This window comes from Sphingobacteriales bacterium (assembly GCA_016711285.1).
GTDB lineage: Bacteria > Bacteroidota > Bacteroidia > Chitinophagales > UBA2359 > JADJTG01.
Genome location: JADJTG010000016.1, coordinates 139,120 through 162,302 on the forward strand (window position 1 = coordinate 139,120; position 23,183 = coordinate 162,302).

16 protein-coding genes and 4 pseudogenes are annotated in these 23,183 nt (G+C 42.1%); 14 read left to right on the plus strand and 6 right to left on the minus strand.

The window, feature by feature from the left end; genetic code table 11:
- Positions 1 to 43 precede the first annotated feature (43 nt).
- Positions 44 to 1,583, minus strand: a pseudogene (locus IPL35_15760) (2,3-bisphosphoglycerate-independent phosphoglycerate mutase).
- A gap of 209 nt (positions 1,584 to 1,792) precedes the next feature.
- On the opposite strand from IPL35_15760, the gene IPL35_15765 reads away from it, so the two are divergent.
- Together IPL35_15765 and IPL35_15770 are read left to right on the plus strand one after the other, a co-directional pair.
- A complete protein-coding gene (locus IPL35_15765) occupies positions 1,793 to 2,239 on the plus strand; it encodes a hypothetical protein (GenBank protein ID MBK8444765.1) in 447 nt (148 codons plus the stop codon).
- Between the two features lie 188 nt (positions 2,240 to 2,427).
- A pseudogene (locus IPL35_15770) lies at positions 2,428 to 3,668 on the plus strand (sodium:proton antiporter).
- Between the two features lie 32 nt (positions 3,669 to 3,700).
- Here IPL35_15770 and IPL35_15775 read toward each other — a convergent pair.
- A pseudogene (locus IPL35_15775) lies at positions 3,701 to 6,146 on the minus strand (DNA translocase FtsK 4TM domain-containing protein).
- Between the two features lie 305 nt (positions 6,147 to 6,451).
- Positions 6,452 to 8,336, minus strand: a pseudogene (rpsA, locus tag IPL35_15780) (30S ribosomal protein S1).
- A 509-nt stretch (positions 8,337 to 8,845) separates the two neighbouring features.
- Between rpsA and IPL35_15785 the strand changes: the two are divergent.
- The 4 genes from IPL35_15785 (at position 8,846) to IPL35_15800 (ending at position 12,525) form a co-directional block, all read left to right on the plus strand.
- A complete protein-coding gene (locus tag IPL35_15785; GenBank protein ID MBK8444766.1) occupies positions 8,846 to 9,763 on the plus strand; it encodes a hypothetical protein in 918 nt (305 codons plus the stop codon).
- Positions 9,764 to 9,834: 71 nt separating this feature from the next.
- Positions 9,835 to 10,140 carry a T9SS type A sorting domain-containing protein gene (locus IPL35_15790; GenBank protein ID MBK8444767.1) on the plus strand — a complete coding sequence of 102 codons (306 nt, stop codon included), beginning with the start codon at positions 9,835 to 9,837 and terminating at the stop codon, positions 10,138 to 10,140.
- A gap of 94 nt (positions 10,141 to 10,234) precedes the next feature.
- A complete protein-coding gene (locus IPL35_15795; GenBank protein ID MBK8444768.1) occupies positions 10,235 to 10,783 on the plus strand; it encodes a sigma-70 family RNA polymerase sigma factor in 549 nt (182 codons plus the stop codon).
- A 104-nt stretch (positions 10,784 to 10,887) separates the two neighbouring features.
- The gene (locus tag IPL35_15800) at positions 10,888 to 12,525 is read left to right on the plus strand and encodes a PorT family protein (protein ID MBK8444769.1); all 1,638 of its coding nucleotides are present in this window, start codon (positions 10,888 to 10,890) and stop codon (positions 12,523 to 12,525) included.
- A 19-nt stretch (positions 12,526 to 12,544) separates the two neighbouring features.
- On the opposite strand, the gene IPL35_15805 is transcribed toward IPL35_15800, so the two are convergent.
- On the minus strand, positions 12,545 to 12,961 hold the full coding sequence (locus tag IPL35_15805) for a hypothetical protein (protein ID MBK8444770.1): 417 nt from the start codon (positions 12,959 to 12,961) through the stop codon (positions 12,545 to 12,547).
- 271 nt (positions 12,962 to 13,232) lie between these two features.
- Here IPL35_15805 and IPL35_15810 point away from each other — a divergent pair, with 271 nt between their 5' ends.
- Together IPL35_15810 and IPL35_15815 are read left to right on the plus strand one after the other, a co-directional pair.
- Positions 13,233 to 13,802, plus strand: a complete 570-nt coding sequence (locus IPL35_15810; protein MBK8444771.1) for a DUF1572 family protein — start codon at positions 13,233 to 13,235, stop codon at positions 13,800 to 13,802.
- Positions 13,803 to 14,015: 213 nt separating this feature from the next.
- Positions 14,016 to 14,921 carry an ethanolamine ammonia-lyase reactivating factor EutA gene (locus IPL35_15815; protein MBK8444772.1) on the plus strand — a complete coding sequence of 302 codons (906 nt, stop codon included), beginning with the start codon at positions 14,016 to 14,018 and terminating at the stop codon, positions 14,919 to 14,921.
- Positions 14,922 to 15,258: 337 nt separating this feature from the next.
- On the opposite strand, the gene IPL35_15820 is transcribed toward IPL35_15815, so the two are convergent.
- Positions 15,259 to 16,656, minus strand: coding sequence for a dipeptidase (locus IPL35_15820; GenBank protein ID MBK8444773.1), 1,398 nt, complete (start codon positions 16,654 to 16,656; stop codon positions 15,259 to 15,261).
- 232 nt (positions 16,657 to 16,888) lie between these two features.
- Between IPL35_15820 and IPL35_15825 the strand changes: the two genes are divergently transcribed.
- From IPL35_15825 to IPL35_15835, 3 genes are all read left to right on the plus strand, one after another.
- Positions 16,889 to 18,202 (plus strand): adenosylhomocysteinase, encoded by a 1,314-nt coding sequence (locus IPL35_15825; protein ID MBK8444774.1) that lies wholly within the window; start codon positions 16,889 to 16,891, stop codon positions 18,200 to 18,202.
- On the plus strand, positions 18,168 to 18,698 hold the full coding sequence (locus IPL35_15830; protein MBK8444775.1) for a hypothetical protein: 531 nt from the start codon (positions 18,168 to 18,170) through the stop codon (positions 18,696 to 18,698). The genes IPL35_15825 and IPL35_15830 overlap by 35 nt, the downstream gene beginning before the upstream one ends.
- Before the next feature lie 297 nt (positions 18,699 to 18,995).
- Positions 18,996 to 19,538: a transposase gene (locus tag IPL35_15835; GenBank protein MBK8444776.1), complete on the plus strand. Its 543-nt coding sequence runs from the start codon at positions 18,996 to 18,998 to the stop codon at positions 19,536 to 19,538.
- A gap of 118 nt (positions 19,539 to 19,656) precedes the next feature.
- Here the strand turns inward: IPL35_15835 and IPL35_15840 are convergent, their stop codons facing one another.
- Positions 19,657 to 20,664 (minus strand): acyl transferase, encoded by a 1,008-nt coding sequence (locus IPL35_15840; GenBank protein MBK8444777.1) that lies wholly within the window; start codon positions 20,662 to 20,664, stop codon positions 19,657 to 19,659.
- Positions 20,665 to 20,702: 38 nt separating this feature from the next.
- On the opposite strand from IPL35_15840, the gene IPL35_15845 reads away from it, so the two are divergent.
- From IPL35_15845 to lptB, 3 genes are all read left to right on the plus strand, one after another.
- Positions 20,703 to 21,197: a hypothetical protein gene (locus IPL35_15845; GenBank protein ID MBK8444778.1), complete on the plus strand. Its 495-nt coding sequence runs from the start codon at positions 20,703 to 20,705 to the stop codon at positions 21,195 to 21,197.
- Positions 21,198 to 21,268: 71 nt separating this feature from the next.
- Entirely contained in the window at positions 21,269 to 22,195 is a 927-nt protein-coding gene (gene hemF / locus IPL35_15850; GenBank protein MBK8444779.1) for an oxygen-dependent coproporphyrinogen oxidase, read from the plus strand.
- Positions 22,196 to 22,378: 183 nt separating this feature from the next.
- Entirely contained in the window at positions 22,379 to 23,119 is a 741-nt protein-coding gene (gene lptB / locus IPL35_15855; GenBank protein ID MBK8444780.1) for an LPS export ABC transporter ATP-binding protein, read from the plus strand.
- The last annotated feature ends 64 nt before the right edge of the window (positions 23,120 to 23,183 follow it).

The following is a 23,183-nucleotide window of genomic DNA, read 5'->3' on the forward strand; positions in this document are numbered from 1 at the left end:
CAGTATTTTTTTAAATAAAAAAATATCAACCCAAATGATCAACTTATAGGTCAAATAAAGATGCTCCGCTCATTTCGGCGGGTATGGGTATTTGCATCAATTGGAGAATACTCGGGGCGATGTCGGCAAGTACGCCATTTTTGAGGCGCGGGTGAAATTTATTATCTACAAAAAATACGGGAACCGGATTTTTTGTATGTGCCGTATTGGGGGTGTCGTCTTCATTTTTCATTAAATCGGCATTGCCGTGGTCGGCGATAATAAAAATGGAATATTGAAGCGATAAGGCTTTCTCTACTACTTGTCGGGTGCAGGCATCTACACTTTCAACTGCTTTTACAACGGCACTCCATACGCCAGGTATGCCCGACCATATCGGCGTTGGCAAAATTGATACACACAAAATTCGGTTTGTTGTGGTCTAAATAATTGCATACTTGCTCGGTTACTTCGTACACGCTCATCTCCGGTTGCAGGTCGTAGGTAGCTACTTTGGGCGATGCCACCAAAATGCGGTCTTCGCCTTTAAAGGGCATTTCGCGCCCACCTGAAAAGAAAAAGTAAACATGCGGATATTTTTCGGTTTCGGCAACTCGCAACTGTGTTTTTTGATGTTGTTCCAATACTTCGCCCAAAGTGTTGGTCAGGTTTTTCTCTTCCAGCACAACCTTTACGTTTTTAAAAGTTTTATCGTACTCTGTCATCGTCACATAATACAAATCCAGAGGCTGCATACCGTATTCCTCCAAAGGCATTTGCGTGAGGCATTGTGTGATTTCACGGCAACGGTCGGTGCGAAAATTAAAACACAACACTGCATCGCCCTGTTGAATGGTGGTAAGCGGGCGGCGTGTTTCTTTATCTACACATACAACAGGCAACACAAACTCATCTGTAACTCCGGCACGGTACGACTCCTGCACCGCGCGCACCGCGCTCTCTGTGGGGGTGCCGATACCGTGCGCCAGCAAATCGTAGGCTTTCTTCACGCGCTCCCATCGTTTATCCCTATCCATGGCGTAGTAGCGTCCTATTACCGAAGCAATTTTTATGTTGGAGTGAAATTGTATATGATTTTGTATATCCTGCAAATATTCAGCTCCGCTGTGCGGGTCGGTGTCGCGCCCGTCTGTGAAGGCATGTATGAATATATTCTCTACTTCGTGCCGTACAAAGAAATCGCAAAGTGCTTTGAGGTGGCTGCTGTGTGAATGTACCCCGCCTTCGGAAACCAAGCCCAGCAGATGCACCGGCTTTTGGTGGCTTTTGGCATATTGAACCAAATTTAGCAAAGCCTCCTCTTCAAAAAGAGAACCGTCTTCTACGGCACGGTTCAACTTCAACAAATCTTGCAGTACGGCACGCCCCGCTCCTATATTCAGATGCCCTACTTCGGAGTTGCCCATTTGTCCGAAAGGCAAACCTACCGCCTCGCCATGTGTGGTGAGTTCGGCGTTGCTGTAGCTGTTGTACAAGCTGCTTACAAAAGGAGTATTGGCATTCGCAATGGCATCGGCACGGCGTGTTTTGCCGTGTCCCCAACCGTCTAAAATCAAAAGTAAAACTTTGTTGTTGTAGTACATATATAATATGGTAGCGTCGTTGTATGCAGCAATGAGAAAAACATAACAAAACTAATACACTCTCTCTGTATTTATTTCAGGCTGTAAAGGTAGCCATTTTATAGCTAAAAAAGATAGTTTTATTAGTGTTCATAAAATATGAATTTAAAAAAATATTTACACTTTTGCACTCTGTTTTATTTTATGATGAAAATAAATTTATCCAAATTATGCTGTTGGTATTCCTTTCTGCCTGCCAACCCACTACTCCGCCACAAAATTCTGCTTCACCAACGGCAGAAGATAATGTAGAAGCTGGAGCGACCAACAATACCGCCACAGCAAAAGAAGATATTTCATTTGCGATAGCTAAAAATTATTTTGTCAAGCACTCCATGAGTCCGCTGGACAACCCCAAAATTGAAACTGCCGAACAGTTTCAAAGTATTTTCGGGGCGGCAACCACGATGGGCGAAGCAGGAAAACCCACCGATATTGATTTTTCTAAACAGTATGTGATTGCTGTGGTGCTGCCCGAAACCAACCTCAACACCACCATAGAAGCGGTTCGCCTACAAAAAAACGAGCACAACGAAATTGATTTTTATTACCATATACAAAAAGGTGAGCCACAAACTTATACTATCAAGCCGGGCTTTGGCTATTGTGGTGGATAAAAAAAGCAGACGGAAAGGTGAATTTGTACGCCCAATAATGGATAAGATGAAAAATAAAATCATTGAAAAACTTCGCAACATTGAAAAGGAATGTATCAACAAATACCTTAAAGAGCTATGCCGTGAAGGATATTCATCGGGTCATTTGTTTTAAATATTTTTCATTTTTTTTAACTATACCGCTTTTTATGACTACTACTATTATTATTATTATTTGTGTATTATTGTTATTAGCTTATATATTTGATATCACCGCTTCTAAAACCAAAATTCCTTCCGTTATACTATTATTAACGCTGGGATATGGATTTAAGCAGGCTACTTCGTTTTTCAAGTTCCGATTCCTAACTTAACTTCTATATTGCCTGTACTCGGCACGGTGGGGTTGATTCTCATTGTTTTAGAAGGTAGCTTAGAGTTGGAAATTGACCGTTCTAAACTGCCCTTTATCGGAAAAACTGCTCTGATGGCATTGGTGCCTATGCTGTTGTTTAGTTTCGGGTTTGCTTATCTTATTCAGTATATCTATGATATTCCTCTTAAAATTGCACTTACCAATGCTATTCCATTGGCGATTATCAGCAGTGCTATTGCTATACCAAGTGCGCAACCCCTCCCTGCCAAACAACGGGAATTTATCACTTACGAAAGCAGTTTGTCTGATATATTCGGGGTAATATTTTTTAATTTTATTTCGCTCAATGATAATATCAACACGCAATCTGTCTATACTTTTATTATTGAAATTCTACTTATTTTGGTGGTTACTTTTATTGCTACGGTGGCTCTTGCATTTCTACTCAGCAAAATAAAACACCATAAAAATACGCCCCCATTATTTTAATGGTTGTATTAATTTATGCCATTGCTAAAATTTATCACTTACCAGCATTGATATTTATTTTGCTTTTCGGTTTGTTTCTTGGCAATCTTGATATTTTTAGAGAAAATCATTATATACAAAAACTCCACCCCGAAATTTTGAACAGAGAGGTACATAAATTTAAAGACCTCACCACAGAGATAGCTTTTTTTAATCCGTGCTTTGTTTTTTCTTTTATTCGGCTTCTTAATCCAAACACAGGAACTGCTCAACGCACAGACTATTGTGTGGTCTTTGGGAATCGTTACGAGTATATTTTTACTCCGATTTTTATTGGTAAAAATTTTCGGACTCAGTGTAGTGCCGCTCGGCTTTATTGCTCCGAGAGGATTGATTACAATTTTATTGTTTTTAAATATCCCCGCTGCCCTAAATATGGAATTAGTAGATAAATCATTGATTATTCAGGTTATTTTGCTTAGTGCTATGGTGATGATGATGGGCTTACTCCTCAACAAAACAGCAGTGCAACAAGAAGAAGATACAACAAGCAAAGAAGTGCCGGCTATTATTTCCCCTGATTCTGATTTGCCTGAATATCATTAATCTTTATACGGAAAGGTGTTTTCTTTGCGCCGTCAGGAGGAAATTTTATTCAAAAACTGCTCCAAATCTATCAAATCTTTTATCAATACTTCGCGGGGTTTGCTGCCGAGATTGGGACCTACCACCCGGCTGCCTCCAATTGATCCATCAAGCGTCCGGCACGGTTGTAGCCTAATTTCATTTTGCGTTGTATGAGCGAAGTAGAGCCTATCTGTGCCGATACAATCAAGGCGGCGGCTTCATCAAAAGGGCATCGCGCTCTTGCAGCAACAGCCCATCTTTACCGCCGCCGCTATCGTCTGCGGTATATTCGGGCAACTCAAATGGCGCACCATAGCCCGTTTGCCGTGTGATATGGGCAATAATGCGCTCTACTTCGGGCGTATCTACAAAGGCACACTGCAAACGAATGGTATCGGCTCCTGCCAGCAGCAGCATATCGCCGCGACCGATCAGCTGCTCCGCCCCGCTGTCGTCCAGAATAGTGCGTGAGTCGGTTTTTGAAGATACCCGAAAGGCAATACGCACCTGAAAGTTGGCTTTGATGGTTCCTGTGATGATGTTTACGGTAGGGCGTTGTGTAGCTATTACCAAATGAATACCCACCGCCCGCGCCAATTGCGCCAAGCGTGTGAGCGGCAATTCAATATCTTTGCCCGCCGTCATTATCAAATCTGCAAATTCATCAATCACCAATATAATATAGGGCAAATATTGATGTCCGTTTTCGGGATTGAGGCGGCGTTTGGTGAATTTAGCGTTGTATTCTTTTACATTGCGCACCGCCGCATTTTTTAGCAAATTGTAGCGGTTGTCCATTTCCACACACAGCGCATTGAGCGTATTGATAACCTTTTTGGTGTCGGTAATAATGCAATCTTCCTCGTTTGGCAGTGCCGCCAAATAATGATTTTTGATGCTTTCGTAAATAGAAAGTTCTACCTTTTTGGGGTCAATCATTACAAATTTAATTTCGGAAGGGTGCTTTTTATACAGCAACGACAACAATATCGCATTAATTCCCACCGATTTGCCTTGTCCGGTAGCACCTGCCATCAGTAAATGTGGCATTTTGGCGAGGTCAGAGATATAATCGCCGTGCGTGATGCTCGTTCCCAAAGCGATGGGCAAATCGTAATTGCAGTTTTGAAATGCTTCGGATTCAATGATGCTTCGCAAAGACACCACTTCTTTGTGGTGGTTGGGTACTTCTATTCCGATAGTGCCTTTGCCCGGAATAGGGGCTATAATGCGAATCCCCAAAGCTGCCAAACGCAAAGCCATATCCGGCTCGTGGCTCTTGATACGGGCAATGCGCACCCCCGGAGCAGGTACAATTTCGTATAATGTAATGGTAGAGCCTACCGTTGCTTTTATCTTTTGAATTTCAATAGAAAATTCGCTCAATGTTTTTACGATGAGGTTTTTATTTGCTTTCAGTTCCTCCTCGTTGATGCTCACTTCCTGCTGTCCGTAATCGTTGAGCAACTCCACCGCAGGAAACGTATAATAAGACAAATCTTCGCGCGGGTCGTAGTCTTTCAGTAATTCCGGCGAAAACAAGGGTGTATCTGCCGTTTCTTTGCTGTCAGCGGCGGTTTTTGGCGGCGGCGTGGTATCGCTTTGCGGTGAAGATGGCGCAGGTTTGCGCGAAAATTCAATGTCCAGCATCAAATCTTCGTGTAATGATTTGGGATTATTCTGCTGATTTTGCTCTGCCAGTACGTCTATTAAATTTTTACCTCTGCTCTTTACCGCCTGCATATCTATTTCTTCATTTACTACTGCCTTGGGTATTTGTGTCATTGTGTTATCCTCCACTCCTTCAGCGGCAATATCTGTTTCGGCAACCGGTGTTGCTGCTTTTTCTTTTTTTGTAAATGTGGTGCTGTTGGTAGTAGCCGAAGTGTTTTTTTTCCCTGAAAAAAACACTTGAATAAACTGCTCATAAGTTTGTTGTATTACCCAATATACTTGTGCCAAAAATTCATCTAAACCGATACCAAAAAGGTACAAAAACAGAGCTACCAGCAGGCAGACAAACAAAACCGGTGCGCCCCAACCCAAAAAGCCGTAAATCGCCGAAGCCAAAACAGTGCCGAAGCCGCCGCCATACGGAAAATCGCTGCCTTTGGTGAAATGCCCCAATGCCAGCGACAGAATTACCACCATCAATACCACATTAAATGTATAACGACGCAAAGGAATGTGCAAACGCGGAGCTACCAAATCTATCCCCGCCAGCAACAATAGAGCAGCAAGTGCAAAAGAGGAAACACCAAATAAGCGATAGAAAAATAAATGCGAAACCAAAGCTCCCAAACGCCCCAAACTGTTATATACAATATGTTCGCCATTCAACAGAAAATCAAAAGCCGATTGGTTTAAAATGGCACTTTGGTCATCTTTCCATGTAGAAAGATAGGAAAAAAAAGCAATGAAAATGCAGATTGCAACAAACACCATTCCTAAGCCCATCAACTGATTAAACTGATGGTCGCTCATTTGCGGAAACAGTACCTCTTGTTGTTTTGGTTTTGACTTGGGTTTAGCGGCTGCCATAATATGTGTTAATAAAACAACAAAAATAGCCTAATTTTTTATACAGTTATAGAATTACTTAATTTTTTGGCACTTATTATTTCACTACAACGCAAAAAATTGAATAATAAGTTAAATTATAATCTTGTTTTTAAAGGTATTTATTTTTTTATAAAATTAAAAAAATCCCCTTGCTTTCGTACAAAAACAAGGGATTTGGGATATAGAAAACGATAGATTATTTATCCTTTTTCGTTGGCTTCCATTTTTTGTTTCAATTTCGCCAATACATCTAACTCGCCCAAAGTAGTTTTTTCGTTGTCGGCGGACTGCTGCGAAGTGGCTTCTTTTCTAGGGGCTGCTTTGCGAGGGCTGCCTTCTTCTTCCGTTTTAGGGCGTTCTTTTTTGAACAGGTCGCTGTGCGAAGCAATAATGCGTTTGTCGTCACGGTTGAACTCAATAATTACAAACTGCAAAGCTTCTTCAGCCTGTACACTGCTGCCGTCTTCTTTTCGCAAATGTTTGGCAGGCACATACGCTTCTACACCATAGGGCAAAGCAATAACAGCACCTTTCTCGTCTTTGCGCATCACTGTACCGCTATGCTGCGAACCAATGGGGAACAAGGTTTCAAAAGTATCCCACGGATCTTCTTCTACTTGTTTGTGCCTGAGCGACATTTTGCGTCCTTCTTCATCAATATCCAATACAACTATCTCCAAATTATCGCCAACTTTTACAAATTCCGAAGGGTGATTGTAGCGTTTTGTCCACGAAAGATCAGAAATATGCACCATACCGCCGATACCTTCTTCCAGCTCTACAAATACGCCATAAGGAGTAATATTGCGCACGATACCGGTGTGGCGGCTGTTGGTTTGATATTTTTCTTTTACATTCGTCCAAGGGTCGGGAGTGAGTTGTTTGATAGACAAAGACATTTTGCGCTCATCTCTATCCAAAGTAACCACTACGGCTTCGTACATTTCACCCAACTTGAAGTATTCTTTTGAATTGATAGGTTGGTTGCTCCAAGAAACCTCCGAAATGTGAATTAATCCTTCTACACCCGGTGTAATTTCCAAGAAAGCTCCGTAGTCTTCTATGTTCACAATACGACCTCTTACCTTGGAATTGATAACCATACTTTGTTCTAAAACGTCCCAAGGGTGCGCTTGTAATTGTTTTAAGCCCAAAGAGATACGTTTTTTGTTGTCGTCATAATCCAATACCACCACATTAATTTTTTGTCCGTTTTCCAGCACTTCGTTCGGGTGTGTGATGCGCCCCCACGAAATATCGGTGATATACAACAAGCCGTCCACGCCGCCCAAATCAATGAATGCGCCGAAGTCGGTGATGTTTTTGATAGTTCCTTCCAACACCTGACCTTTTTCGAGCTTGCCGATAATGTCTTGGCGTTGCTGTTCCATATCGCCTTCGATGATGGCTTTATGTGAGAGTACGGCGTTTTTGATGATTTCGTTGATTTTTACCACCTTAAACTCCATCGTTTTGCCCAAGTAGCTATCGTAATCGGTGATAGGGCGCACATCAATTTGTGGAGCCGGGCAAGAAGGTTTCCAAACCATATACATCTACAATCAAGCCGCCTTTGGTTTTGCTGTTGATTTGTCCTTGTACAATATAGCCTTCGGCGTATGCTTCCACGATTTTGTCCCACGCACGCGCCAAACGCGCTTTTTTACGCGACAAAATCAACTGCCCGTCTTTATTTTCTTTTTGCTCTACATACACTTCTACGCGGTCGCCCACACGCAATTCGGGCATATCACGGAATTCGGAGCGCGGAATCAATCCGTCCGATTTAAAACCGATGTTCAATACCACATCATTAAGAGTAACGGACTCCACTACGCCATCTACGATTTCCTGATCGTTGATGTTTTTGAAAGTGCGGTCATATTGGTCGGTCAAACGCTCCACTTCCGAGGTGGTGTAAGGTAAACGTTGCAGGTTGCCGCCTTCCCAGTCAAAAGCATCGTGGGGGGTGTTTTTTAAACGTTCGCGCTCATCATCTAAAATGAGAATTTTTTCATCACTCTCCAACAATTCTAAAACAGATTCTTTGGGGGCTTTTTTAATCGGTTCTTCTTCCCTGAACAGATTATCTTCTTGTGCCAACTCCGTACTTTCATTGGTGATTTCGGGTTGCGGACTTACAGAATCACGGCTCTGCTCCGTTTCGTTAAATAATGGATTTTCTAATTCGCTCACGAGATTTTTGTTTGTTTTTTAAAATGTTATAAAATATGTTTAATAAAACAGGGTGCAAAGATAGCTTTTTTTATCGACATATATGAAAAAAAACTTTTTTTAGTTTTGGGAGATATTGAATTTTCTGACCAGTAAAACCAAGAACTGAACCTGCCGAAGCCCCGAAATACAGTAATAAAAATGTCTTGTCATTTTTCTGTCATATTTAATGACGATATCAGTATGTTTCACTGCTTTGGATATACTTTTGTCTTATCTTTTTTTATTCATCTAAAATACAAGTTGAAAATTATGAGAATTTTGTACGCCATTTTTCTTTTTCATTTTTTTCTTTTGCTGTATCAGCCCAGTTTGAAGCACTTTGTACCGACGAAAATGGCGAACAGGGCAATGGCTTTGTGGTTGATTTTGCACCTTTTGAAGGTAAGCTGTATGTAACCGGATTTTTTACGGAGTTGTGCGGCGTGTCTGCCAATCATGTGGCGGTATGGAACGGCGAACAGTGGGAGCAGGTGGGCAGTGCGGGTTTGCCTACACCCGGACACGCTATCAAAGTTATCAACAATCAAATTTATTGCGCCCTCTATGGCTCTAACACAGACTCCAATTATGTGTATCGCCTCAACAGCCAACTCAACGAATGGGAAAAAGTAGGAAAAGGCTTTAGAAATTTAGGATCTTCAGTGCCTGCTACTCTCTACGATATAGCGGAGTTTCAGGGGCAACCGGTGGTGGCGGGCGATTTTACCAAAATCGGCTCTCAAAGCGGCTACAACAATATCGCTCGCTGGAATGGCAGCGATTGGGAACCTTTGGGTAGCGGTTTGACGGAATTTTATGCAGGTGTTCCTCTCATTGCGCCACACGGCTTGTCTGTGTTTGAAGGAGATATTGTCGTAGCCGGAGCTTTTAAAAAAGCGGGCGGTGTGCAGTGCAACGGCATCGCACGCTGGAACGGCACTGAATGGTTGCCTTTCGGCGGTGGCTTTAATAAACCTGCCTACAAAGCCACCGAATACAAAAACGAATTGTATGCCTGCGGGGAGTTTTTGACGAGTGGCGCATCATCCAACATTTCGGGCATTGCCAAATGGGACGGCACACAGTGGGTAAACCCCGGATTTTCATTATCCGGTGAAGAAGTGCCTTATTTTTTTGTACATAGTTTAGATATTGTAAACAACCAACTCTATATCACGGGGGGATTCAGTCAAGTAAACACCGACTCCACGCATACCCACGAGGCGTTTAATATTTGCGTGTTTGACGGCGAAAATATTGACACGCTCGGTGGTGGTTTTCGGGCAATGAAGTAGAGAGTGTCTGCGAATTTGACGGAAAAATTTTTGTCGGAGGCGGCAATTTAAATGATCTCTATAGCAGCAGTATGGTAGTATATCAAAACATTGAAATACCTTCAGCGGTTGAGCCTGCACCCGCAATTTCCGATGCCCCTGCCCTACTCTTTCCCAATCCGGCAAAAGATTTTATTTATATCCAAAAGCACAGCACCTACTCTGAAGCACCGGTTATTGCCGCTTTTCTGTATGATATTCAAGGAAAAATTGTACAAAACCTTACAAATACCGACTTGCAGCAAGGAATTTTTACAGGCGATCTTCAAAGCGGAATGTATTATTTAAAAGTGATACAAACACAGCAAGTAAGCGTATATCATTTTTCAAAAATGTAAAAAAAACGTGTTTTTTCTGCCGCCAAAGCAACGTTTTTATTAATTTTACGTTTTTATCAGCAATTCATTTCCGCGTATCGCTCTTGTATCTTCTATGCACATTGCCTTGAAACTGACAGACGAACAGCATCTTTTAACAGCTTGCCTCCATCATGATCGGGTCGCTCAAAAGCGGCTGTATGAAGTATTTTATGGTAAGATGATGGGGGTGTGTTTGCGCTATGCCGGCAACCGCGAAGAAGCAGAAGATGTGTTGAGCGAGGGTTTCGTGAAGGTTTTTAATAATTTACATCGCTACGAACCTACTTATTCTTTGGAGAGTTGGATACGGCGTATTATGATTAACAATGCTATTGACACTTATCGGCGCAATAAAAAATACCAGTATGATGTGGAATTGGAGCAGGCATATATGAGTCCCGAACAGGAAAATATACACGCCAATTTGTCGGCAGAAGATATTTTGAAATTGGTACAAAAACTAAGCCCTGCTTATCGCGCTGTTTTCAACTTATACGCCATAGAAGGCTACAACCACCGCGAAATCGGCGAATTGTTGGGTATCAGCGAAGGAGCGTCCAAATCCAATTTGTCCAAAGCCCGCGCACGCTTACAGACTATGCTGCGCGAGTTGGAAATTTAATTTTAATATCAGATATTTTTGTTCAAAAAACTAAACCTATTGCTTTTTTTCAAGTCATCTTCTTTTTTGAAAACGATATTTTTTTCTTGACTTTTTTGTAAGTAATGATGAACGACCGACATTTTTTAGACGATTTTTTCAAACAAAACTTGGCACAGCACGAAGCACCCTTTGAAGAGGGAGCTTGGGATAAAATTGCGCAACGCTTAGATGAAAATCCGTCTTTGCATCATTCAGTGGATACTTGGGTGCGCAAAAAACTGTCGGGCTACGAAGCTCCCTATCAGGAGCAATACTGGCACGGCATACGGCGGCAATTGGAGTACCAAAATTATCGCCGTTGGGCGCAGCGTGCAGCAGTGGCTGCTTTGTTGCTACTGGGTTTGAAAATAGGTTTTACTTATCAAAATACTATTTATCAGGAACAAAATATCGGCACTTCTTCTGCCCCTTCCTCTGTTACACCGCATAATAACGGCAATAACACTGCATCTGATAATATTGCAACGAAGCAAGATAACGCAACAACAGCAAATTTGCCCGCAACAGCAGCACAATCATTTGAAAAAACAGAGACAGCAACTCGCCAAGTGCCGCCCGTCCTCAATGAAGCAGCCGACAGCGAAATGAGTTTGCTGCAACCCGCTGCATCTGAAAGCATTTCTTCGTTGTCGCCTTCCGGCTTCCAGCATACAATAGAAGAAAACACAACCACAGCAAGCCCCTCATCACCAGAAAAAAATACCCATACAGAGGAAAGTATTGCGTCTTCATTTGGGTCTTCGTCTGCTGCTGCGGTGTCGGAGATGACCACAACTGCTGCCACAGCAAGTGAAGCAATAAATACTGTCGCCGTTCTTGCAGAAATACCGCCTTTGTTTTCTGCTTTGCCCTTGACGACAATACCTCTGACGGCTACACTTTCGCCTTTGCAAAAGCCAGAATTGCCGCCGCGCCGCGCCGCCTCTAAATGGGAAGTAGGCGCAGATTTGGGGCTTTTAGGTAATTGGTCGGCACCCAAAACGGCTGTGCGTGAGCAGAAAAAAGGTGGCGGCTTGAGTCACGACGAAATCCGCTATGGCACTACCGCCGGTATGAGTGTTTGCTATCAGTTGACGACGAGCTGGTCTTTGCAAAGCGGTTTGTATTATACCGAAAAAAATTATTACTTTGAAAATGTCAATACGCCGCACTATCTGAATGGCGAAGTAAAATCGTTGCGTATTAATTACAACAGCCTTGAAATTCCGTTTTTAGTGCGCTATAATTTTGGTAAAAATCGCTATTTTCAGCCGGAAATGGCAGCGGGTGTTGCTTTATTTTCGCCTTTCAGAAGCTTATATCACTATGCCGTGCAGCCTTTCAGCTACGACCCTTCGGAGTTTGACAATAATATGCCCTTACTTTTGCAAGAGGACGGCGTTTCTATTGAATATTATGCCTTGCAAAACACCGAGAACCTGTCGGACAACAGAACTTATATTGAAAAACCCGAAAAATTTATATCCAACAGTTCTTTATGGGCTTGTTTGGAATTGCGTGCCGGTATTGACAGTCATTTGTCGGAGCGTATGCGCCTGAGAGGGGAATTGGTAGGAAAAAGAAGCCTCACACAAGTTCCTTTTGATGCTTCTGTGCGCAAAACTAATCTTACCGCACAAGCGACAGATGCTTCTATCGGTATCAACGACAAAGAGGTTTACAGTTTAGGTGTGCAATTTTCGCTCTTGTATCGCTTGTAGTAAAAAAAAAGAAATCTACTTAAAAATCTTTTCGGTTCATAATAGCATCGTAAATCAAAGCGTGTTTGGCGTTGAATCGGAAACCGGAAAGGATTTTCAGCTTTTTGCTATGTTTTTTGTGAGTATTTTGAGTAAAAGAAATTATATCTGTATTCGCCGTGTTTCTTCTTCCTTCAAACTCAAACTCAAGTCCCATTTCTTCTAGGGTATTTCCCTCTTCCTGCATCATATTGGTTGTGCGCAGTTCTTTTTCTTCTTTTATAATTTGAGCATATTTTTTTTGTAATGTGGAAGTTCTAGGTTGAGCCGCCTGCACTGTCGGGCGGGTCGGAGCAGAGAGCGACTTTCTTTGCTGTGCTTCTGCAAATGCCTGCACTTTGCGAATGATGTAGGTGATGATTAACGCAAGCGTAATGACGATTTTTAAGGCTTCCATATTCGCGCTGTCGGTGTTTTTTTTTTGAAAATTATCCAAAAATACGCATTTCAAATATCTTTTTGCTCTTATTTTTTTGAAAGTCGTTTAAATTTTTTTTGGCAGAAAAAGAATCTCATATAATTTTTATCAAAAAAACATTTGTATTTTTGAATATATACAACAAATTTAGATATTCGTTGGTATATAAATAATATATAATTTTTCAAGAGCATTAAAAAATCCAAATTTCAATCATTATTGGTAAAATATACAAAAACATTAAAATAATATGAAAAACGACTTTTTAGAGAGTGCAAAAAAACAATTTGAGTATTACAAAATGCTCGGAGAAAAAACATTTGCTCAACTTTCAGACGAACAACTTTTTTGGAAATTTAATGAAGAAAGTAATAGTATTGCAACCATCGTAAAACATTTGTGGGGAAATATGCTTTCTCGCTGGACAGATTTTTTGACAACTGATGGAGAAAAAGAATGGCGAGACCGAGATGCAGAATTTGATAATGATATTGCCGATAGGACTGAACTTTTAGCAAAATGGAATGAAGGTTGGGCTTGTTTGTTTGATGCAATAAATCCATTGACAGACAATGACTTGACAAAAGAAGTTTTTATACGAAATCAAGGACATACGATTACAGAAGCAATAAACCGACAGCTTGCACATTATCCATATCATATCGGGCAAATTGTGTTCATCGGAAAAATGTTGCGTAATGATAATTGGACTTCGCTTTCTATTCCAAAAGGAAACTCAAAAGAATATAACACTGATAAATTTTCACAACCAAAGCACAAACAACATTTTACAGACGAATATATAAACAAAAAAAAGTAACTGCCGCCGACAAAGCATTGTCAAAAGCGGAGTTGTTTATGATTTAAAAAATTTAGTGTGTATTTAAAAGGTGCTATTTCTGGCTAAAATATAATTTAATAGCTTGAACCTCCTCATCTCTGGCAGAATATTTTTTAAATAAATCATCTAAAACCATAAAAAGTGGCTTGTTTTTCTCATGTTTGCAGCCATAAAACCCAAATAATTCAAAACGTGAAACTCGCCGGTATAGATATAGGCTCTAATGCGGTGCGCCTCCTGATTATGGAAATCACCGAGCGCGACTCCAATCCCGATAAAACGGTTTTTACCAAAGATGTATTGGTGCGTGCCCCCCTGCGCTTGGGCGAGCAGGTATTTGTGAAAGGTTATCTGATGGACGACAAAATAAATCTGCTGGAAAAAACTATGCAGGCTTTTGCCAATTTGATGGAGGTGTTTGAAGTAAAAGGTTATCGCGCTTGCGCCACCTCCGCCATGCGCGATGCTACCAACGGAAATGACATCATTGAGCGTATCCGCGAGCACACCGGCGTACAAATCGAGATACTCAACGGCAATGAAGAGTCGCTTATTGTATTCGGCAGCTATGCCAACAACCAGCAGCATACCAAAGAGGCTTTTTTGAATATTGATGTAGGCGGCGGAAGCACAGAGTTGGTATTGTTTCACGATGGAAAAATCATAGCCAACCGTTCCTTCAATATCGGCACGATACGATTGCTCTACGAACAGGTGGAACATACACAGTGGGTAGAGATGAAAGCGTGGCTGGAGGAAAAAAGAAAAATGTTTGATATACCCATTGTGGGAGTGGGTTCGGGTGGCAACATCAACAAAGTGCGCTCTATGTACTTAAATAATTCTGCCGACAAGCCTTTGAGCATCAACAAATTGCAAAAAATATACGACGAGTTGTCGTCTTACAGCTTGGAGGAGCGTATGAAAGAATTAGGGCTGAAACCCGACCGCGCCGATGTAATTGTACCCGCTACGCGCATTTATTTGAACGTAATGACTTGGGGCGGGCTGAAAAAAATGGTCATTCCGCAAATAGGAGTAGCAGATGGTTTGGTGCGGCAACTATATAAAACGATGAAAGCAAAGGGGCAACTGTAAAAAAAGTTTGTTCTCTGCATCATCAAATATATTTAAAAATCTTTAATTTGCTGAAGCACCGCCTGTCTGTTTTTTTTATATTTTGATTGCTTTTTGAAAAAAATCATTTTAACTTTTATTCAAAATTAGCACTTTACAAATATTTTTCATTCTTAAAAACGGCACAAAAAAGCCTCAAAAATCCAATGGATTTTTTGAGGCTTTTTTATTGTCTTTTATTTTTAATAATTAGTTATACAAAAATAGTTTATATTTATAAATTGATAAAAACAATTGATAATCATATACTTATGCCAACTAAGAACTAAAAACTAATTACTCATAACTACTTACATCTTTATTTCTTATTTGAGCTGAGTGCCACAAAATTGTGATAAAAATAAGGAAGCGTTTCTATGCCTTTGTAGAAATTTTCTAAACCGTAGTTTTCGTTGGGAGAGTGGAGCGCATCGGTATCCAAACCAAACCCCATCAGCAATACATCTTTTTTTAGCACTTTTTTAAACAAAGCCACTATCGGAATACTGCCGCCCTCCAACGTAGGAATGGGGGTTTTTCCGTAGGTGCTTTCCATCGCCTGAGCAGCAGCCTGATAAGCAATGCCATCGGTGGACGTAAGATAAGACTCGCCGCCGTGATGCGGGCGCACCGCCACTTTTACCGATTTGGGTGCAATACTTTTGAAATGTTTTTCAAATAATTTTGTGATTTCTTCGTGATTTTGATTCGGCACCAAACGCATTGAAATTTTAGCAAATGCTTTGGACGGCAATACTGTTTTCGCACCTTCGCCGGTGTAGCCGCCCCAAATGCCGTTGCAATCCAACGTAGGACGAATGCCGGTGCGCTCAATGGTGGTATAGCCTTTTTCGCCGCGAATATCATCAATACCCAATTCTTTTTTGTAAGCATCTATATCAAAAGGGCGGCTGTTGATGGCAGCGCGTTGTTTGGCAGTATATTTCACCACATCGTCATAAAATCCGGGAAGGGTAACGCGCCCGTCTTTGTCGTGCAAAGAGGCTATCATTTCGCACAGCACATTGATAGGATTGGCAACAGCACCGCCATAAACGCCCGAATGTAAATCGCGGTTGGCGGCGGTTACTTCCACTTCTACATAGCTCAAACCACGCAAGCCGATGGTGATAGAAGGAACAGTATTGGAGATAATAGAAGTGTCGGAAATCAGTACCACATCGCAGGCGAGTTTTTTGGCGTTGTCTTTTACGAATTTCGGCAAGCTCACCGAGCCGGCTTCCTCTTCGCCTTCAATAACAAATTTTACATTGCAGGGCAGCGTGCCGGTGTTCAGCATTCCTTCAAATGCTTTTACGTGCATATACATTTGCCCTTTATCATCACAAGCACCACGGGCAAAAATAGCTCCTTTGGGGTGTATGGCGGTTTTTTTAATGGTAGGTTCAAAAGGTGGTGTATCCCACAATTCGTAGGGGTCGGCGGGCTGCACGTCGTAGTGCCCATATACCAATACGGTGGGCAGTTTTTTGTCCACTATTTTTTCGGCATATACGATGGGGTGTCCGGCGGTTTCGCAGACTTCGGCAGTGTCAGCACCGGCATCTAAGAGGCGTTTTTTGACGAGTTCGGCGCATTTTCTTACATCAGCGGCAAATTTACTGTCGGCACTCACCGAAGGAATACGGAGCAATTCAAAAAGCTCATCTAAAAAACGTTGTTCGTTTTGCTTAAAATACGATTGAAGTTGTTGCATTGTATAAAAAGTAATGAAATGTGGAAAATCTATTTACAAAAATACAAAAAATTTTGCTCACTACCGAAGTTTTTGTGTAGATATACACAACTTAAGGCATTGAACAACTCATCTGTATCCTTAATTTTTCTTGCTCATTATTACAATTTTTAGCAAATTATTGCAAAAAACATTGTATATTTGCACCCGATTTTAATAATAAATTATTAACAACATACTTAAAAAATATTAAATGCTGACAGTTGATGTAAAAATGCCCTATAGCGTAAAAGATATTAGCTTGGCTGAATGGGGACGCCAAGAAATAATTTTGGCAGAAGCAGAAATGCCCGGTTTAATGGCTTTACGCAAAGAATATGGTGCTTCCAAACCTTTGAAAGGGGCACGTATTGCGGGCTGCTTGCACATGACTATCCAAACCGCCGTGCTCATCGAAACCCTCATTGAATTGGGTGCCGAAGTACGTTGGAGTTCTTGTAATATTTTCTCCACCCAAGACCACGCCGCCGCCGCTATTGCAGCAGCCGGAGTGCCTGTATTTGCGTGGAAAGGAATGAATGCCGAAGAATTTGACTGGTGCATTGAACAAACTTTGTTTTTTGGCGATGAAAACCGCCCGCTGAATATGATTTTGGACGATGGCGGCGACCTTACCAATATGGTTTTTGACAAATATCCTGAACTCGTAAAAGGTATTCGCGGTATTTCGGAAGAAACCACCACCGGCGTACACCGCTTGTATGAACGCGAGAAAAACGGTACTTTGTATTTGCCCGCTATTAATATCAACGACAGCGTTACCAAATCCAAATTTGACAATAAATACGGCTGCAAAGAGTCTTTGGTTGATGCCATTCGCCGCGCTACCGATGTAATGATGGCAGGAAAAGTAGCCGTAGTATGCGGATATGGCGATGTGGGCAAAGGTTCGGCTGCCAGCTTGCGCGGAGCCGGTGCACGGGTTATCGTTACCGAAATTGACCCCATTTGCGCCCTCCAAGCTGCTATGGATGGCTACGAAGTAAAAAAATTAGACCACGCCGTACAACGCGCCGACATAGTGGTAACAGCTACCGGTAATTGTGATGTAGTAGGTGCGCAGCACTTCAAAAAAATGAAAGATAAAGCCATCGTGTGCAATATCGGTCACTTTGACAATGAAATTGATGTGGCTTGGTTGAATGAACACTACGGCACTACTAAAAACACTGTAAAACCTCAGGTTGATGTGTATAATGTAGATGGCAAAGATATTATCTTGCTGGCAGAAGGCCGCTTGGTAAATTTGGGCTGCGCCACCGGACACCCTTCATTCGTAATGAGCAACTCTTTCACCAACCAAACTTTGGCACAGATAGAACTTTGGGCAAATCACGACCAATACGAAAACAAAGTATATGTGTTGCCTAAGCATTTAGACGAAAAAGTAGCGCATCTGCACTTAGAAAAAATAGGCGTAGAATTAGAAGACCTCACCGAAAAACAAGCAAATTATATCGGTGTTACAAAAAATGGTCCTTTCAAGCCTGAATACTATCGTTATTAATATTGTTGAAAAAATATTGAGTGTGCAAAAGTCCCTTCCTGTATCTTACAGCGAAGGGATTTTTATTATAACTTTAAAAAAGTTTTATACCATTAAAACAACTATTTGGCATAGTTATTATGGTATGGTAATTATGTCATTACCCATAGAACTTATCATAAAAGAGTCAGCAGATTACCTAAAACAGCTACATAAAAAAGCCAAAAGGAAGGGCGTTTATAAAATAAAGATGTTGATGAATATCCAAAGCGGTATCCACCACAATCATCTTCTTGCCATCAAGTCAGGGGCTTCTGTGCGTTCGATAAACAGGTGGAAAGCTACTTACCAATCGCAGGGACTTGATGGATTGCTCAGGGACAATAGAGGTGGTGATTTCCGTAGCCAACTCGAGACAGCAGACAAGGAGCGGATATCGCAAAAGCTAAAAGATCCCAAGAATGGGTTGCACCTACAAAGAAGCACAGCAGTGGCTGAAGTCGGAGTTGGGTATTGAAAAGCAATACAATACGGTAAGGATGTATCTGAAGCGAAACTTTGGCACAAAACTCAAGGTGGGTAGAAAAAGCCATATCAAAAGGACAGCGGCGGTTGATACTTTAAAAAACTTATCAAACACGCGAAGGCATTAAAAATAAGGAGTTTCGTCTTTCAGGCTGCCAGTGTATAAATATTTATGTTGCTGACGAAAGCAGGGTCGGGTTATTGCCCAATATAAGACGATGCCTTACCGCAAAGGGCGTAAAACCCATCGTAGCTTACCAACATCGCTTCCAAAACTTCTATCTCTTTGGTGCCTATTCCCCATCAAGGAGACAATCTTACCTTAGAAATGCCTTACTGTAATACGGTCTGCTTTCAAATATTTATAGATAAACTCTCCGTACAAAAGCCTGAAGAATTCAAGATAATTCTACTTGACAATGGTGCTTTTCACCACAGCCGACAATTGGTAATTCCTAAAAATATTCATCTGTTGTTTATTCCTCCTTACTCTCCCGAATTAAACCCCGCAGAGATGATATGGCGATTCATCAAGGGCAAAACTGCTAACATTATTTGCAAAGATCTGGAAGAACTCTCCGCCAAAGTCACTGATATTATCAACGATATGAGTAACGTTATCATTCAATCCATTACAGGTTGGAAACTTTTACAAACTGTGCCTTTTAGATGTTTATTTGGTATTATTTTCTCATGGAATTTATCACTGTATCTTCTTCCAAAATTCGGCAGGTCGCCTATCAGGCTGCTCAGGAACGCTTGTATATCATCACCAAAGAGGGTATGCTCTATGAACACCAACAAGTTCCGGCGCATTTCTGGAGCGAAATGATGCTGGCGACCTCTATCGGCAAATATTACTTTGACAACATACATGCTACTTTTCCTTACTCAGTGCGCCGCCTACCCGCCGACAACGAAGATGCAGGATAAAATTTTGTGCCCGCACCTTACGCCAACATCAAATTGCAGCCTCTAATATCGCTGTGGTCGGCACGCCCCAGCACTTCAAACGAGCCATCGGCATATACACGCCCCACATCGGCGGTAGCCAAAAAACTACACGAATACAAATTCGCCAAATCTATCACATTGAGCAAGCCGCTTTGTGCAGGGCGCAAGTAAGAGAAAGGATCGGTGGCATCGCGGCACAGCACTTGCATCGTGGGCGCACAGCGAAAAACCCCACCTCCCTCCGAATAGGCTTGCGACAACAACTCCGTCATTCCGTATTCCGAATGTATCGCCGCCACTTCAAAAGCATTTTTCAACATCTCGTGTACCTCTTCGCGCAGCAACTCCCGCCGCCTGCCCTTCATTCCGCCGGTTTCCATAATGGTCGTATGGCGCAAAGGCAGTTTTTCGCAATACTGAGCAAAATCCAGCAGCGCGAAAGTAACACCCAACAGCAGCGTTTTCTGACCTTTTTGCTCATTATCCAATAAAAATGCTTTCAGTTGCTCCCACTCGTACAGAAAAAAAGCACCACTGCGAGCCTGCTCCAACCATTTATTTGCCATATATACCAACGACGAGCCGCTACGCTCCAAATAGGAAGGCAGCAAAGCCGCCACCGACCACTCGCTTATATCGCCGTAAAAATGCCGGAATCCCGCCTCAAAACTCGCTTCGTACAAGCTCACATCTGCCACAAAATGGCGACTATTGCCACTGCTGCCCGTGCCACTGCTGTAAAAAGAAGCCGATTGCGGAAAAATATTTCCGAAAGCCGCCTGTGCTATATCGTGTTGCTTAAAAAGCTCCACAGGCAAGCAGGGAATTTGTGAAATATTACTGATTTTGTGTACCTTTGTATGCAAATATTGCAAATATTGAGCATACACTTCGCAATGTTGGGCTTGATGCCGAAATACCTCCAAAGCCAAATTTGCAAAATCGTGCTCTGATGCAATATTGAGTAGTTTTTGTCGTATATGATGATGTGTTGCGTGCGACATTAATCGTATTTATTCATCTTAATTTTTTTTAAAAAAATATGAAAAAACAGCCTTTGATAACAGTTTCAGGTATCTTGGGGCTTATCTTTCTTCTTTCGGCGTGTGTAAAAGAACAGGAATTTTCTCCAACTCCCAAAATCAACGCTGTTTATCTTTCAACAGATACTTTATCCAATGGCGATTATTTTGATTTGATTTTTGATTTTGAGGACGGCGGCAATGATTTGGGTGCTGTTGATGATGCAAATTTAGGCGAAAAAGACATTTCCATCATTGATTCGCGCGACAGTGTGGTGATTTTGAATAATTTACCCAAAATTGACAACAAAGGCAGCGATGGATTTACGGGTACAGTGAGCGTAAAAATGAGCGATTGCTGCAAAAATGTTATTTCGGGAATACCGTGCAGCCCTACTTCCAACTTTACCGCGCCTTTTGATACGCTTTCCTATATCGTACAAATCAAAGACCGCAGCCAACACTGGAGCAATACCCTGCGTACTCCCGTTTTGTATATTGCCTGTAAACAATAATTTTTGTTTTTTCACTTGTTTTCTTATCGCAAATATCTACTAATTTATATATCAAAAAAATATTTCTGATTATGTTTACATCTGTTTCTGACATTGAATTGGACAAACATCAAATTGAAGCGGGATTCACCGCATTGCAAGCGCGTATTTGCAAAGGTTTGGAGGAATTGGACGGCAGTGGGCACGTTTTTTCGGAAGAATACTGGAAACACCGCGAAGGCGGCGGCGGACGGACGCGTGTTTTTCAAAACGGAAACTTTTTGGAAAAAGGCGGTGTGAATTTTTCGGCAGTATGGGGCACTGCTCCCGAACTTATCCAAAAAGCACTGCAATTACAGGGCAATAGCCATCAGTTTTTTGCCAGTGGGGTATCTATTGTATTACACCCTGCTTCGCCCTTAGTGCCTATCATTCACATGAATGTGCGCTATTTTGAACTATCCAACGGCGATGCTTGGTTTGGCGGCGGTATTGACCTCACTCCTATCTATGTGGTGGAAGAAGATGCCCGCCATTTTCACCGAACCCTCAAAAAAACCTGCGATGCCTTTGACGTGCAATTTTATCCCAAATTCAAAATGTGGGCAGATGATTATTTTTATTTGCAACACCGCAACGAAACGCGCGGCGTAGGCGGCATTTTCTTTGATTATCTGCGCCCCGATGCCACACACAGCAAACAACAGTTATTTGATTTTGCGATAGCTGTAGGCGATACTTTTGTGCCGGTGTACCGCGATATTGTTGAGCGCAGACGACATTTGCCTTTTCACGAAGAACACAGACGCTGGCAGTTGTTGCGGCGCGGCAGATATGCAGAGTTTAATTTGGTGTGGGATAAAGGCACTAAATTCGGATTGGAAACCGGCGGGCGCACCGAGTCTATTTTGATGAGTTTGCCGCCGCTCGCCGCTTGGGAATACGACTACACCCCACCCGCCGACAGCGAAGAAGCCGCTACGCTCGCTTGGTTGAAACGCGGTGTTGATTTTGTGTAAATACAATATTTTTTCGAAAAAGTCCATAGGGCGGGTTTTCATGTATCCGCTCTATGGGCTACACAATAAATGTGGTACTTTATTCTGCAAGAATATAAAACCTTAAGCAGGTTCAAATAATAGCTACTATCTTTATCCCAATTTTTAAAAATCATTTTTTCAACATCTTTTTTAAAAAATATCTTGATACTCCGTTCTGATGATTTATACAAACGCTACGGCAAGCGCACGGTCGTAAATGGCGTTTCGGTGCAGGTGCAACAAGGCGAAATCGTGGGGTTGCTCGGTCCTAACGGTGCCGGAAAAACCACCTCTTTCTATATGATAGTCGGTCTTATCAAACCTGACACCGGCAATGTGTATCTCGACGACAAAAATATCACGACTCTGCCGATGTATAAAAGAGCACAGCTCGGGGTGGGATATTTGCCACAGGAAGCGTCTATTTTCCGGCAGTTGAGCGTACAGGACAATATCTCTGCCATTTTAGAAATGACTGATTTGAGCAAAAAAGAGCAAAAACAAAAGTTGGAGGAACTCTTGGAGGAGTTCAGCCTCACACATGTACGCAAAAGTATGGGCAATGTGCTGTCGGGCGGCGAGAGGCGGCGCACCGAAATTGCGCGCGCACTGGCGGTAAATCCGAAATTTATTCTTTTAGACGAGCCTTTTGCCGGTGTTGACCCTATTGCGGTGGAGGATATTCAGAGTATCGTGGAAAAACTGCGCTACAAAAATATCGGTATCCTCATCACCGACCACAATGTGAACGAAACGCTCTCCATCACCGACCGTGCCTATCTGCTTTTTGAAGGCAACCTCCTCAAAGCCGGCACTGCCGAAGAGCTGGCACAAGACGAACAGGTGCGCCGTTTGTATTTGGGGCAAAATTTTGAACTGCGCCGCCGCAAAATTACTGTATAACACAGCACTTATTTTTCCGAAAAAAACCTTTTCTTTGCTATTGCTTTACGGGAACACCACCACA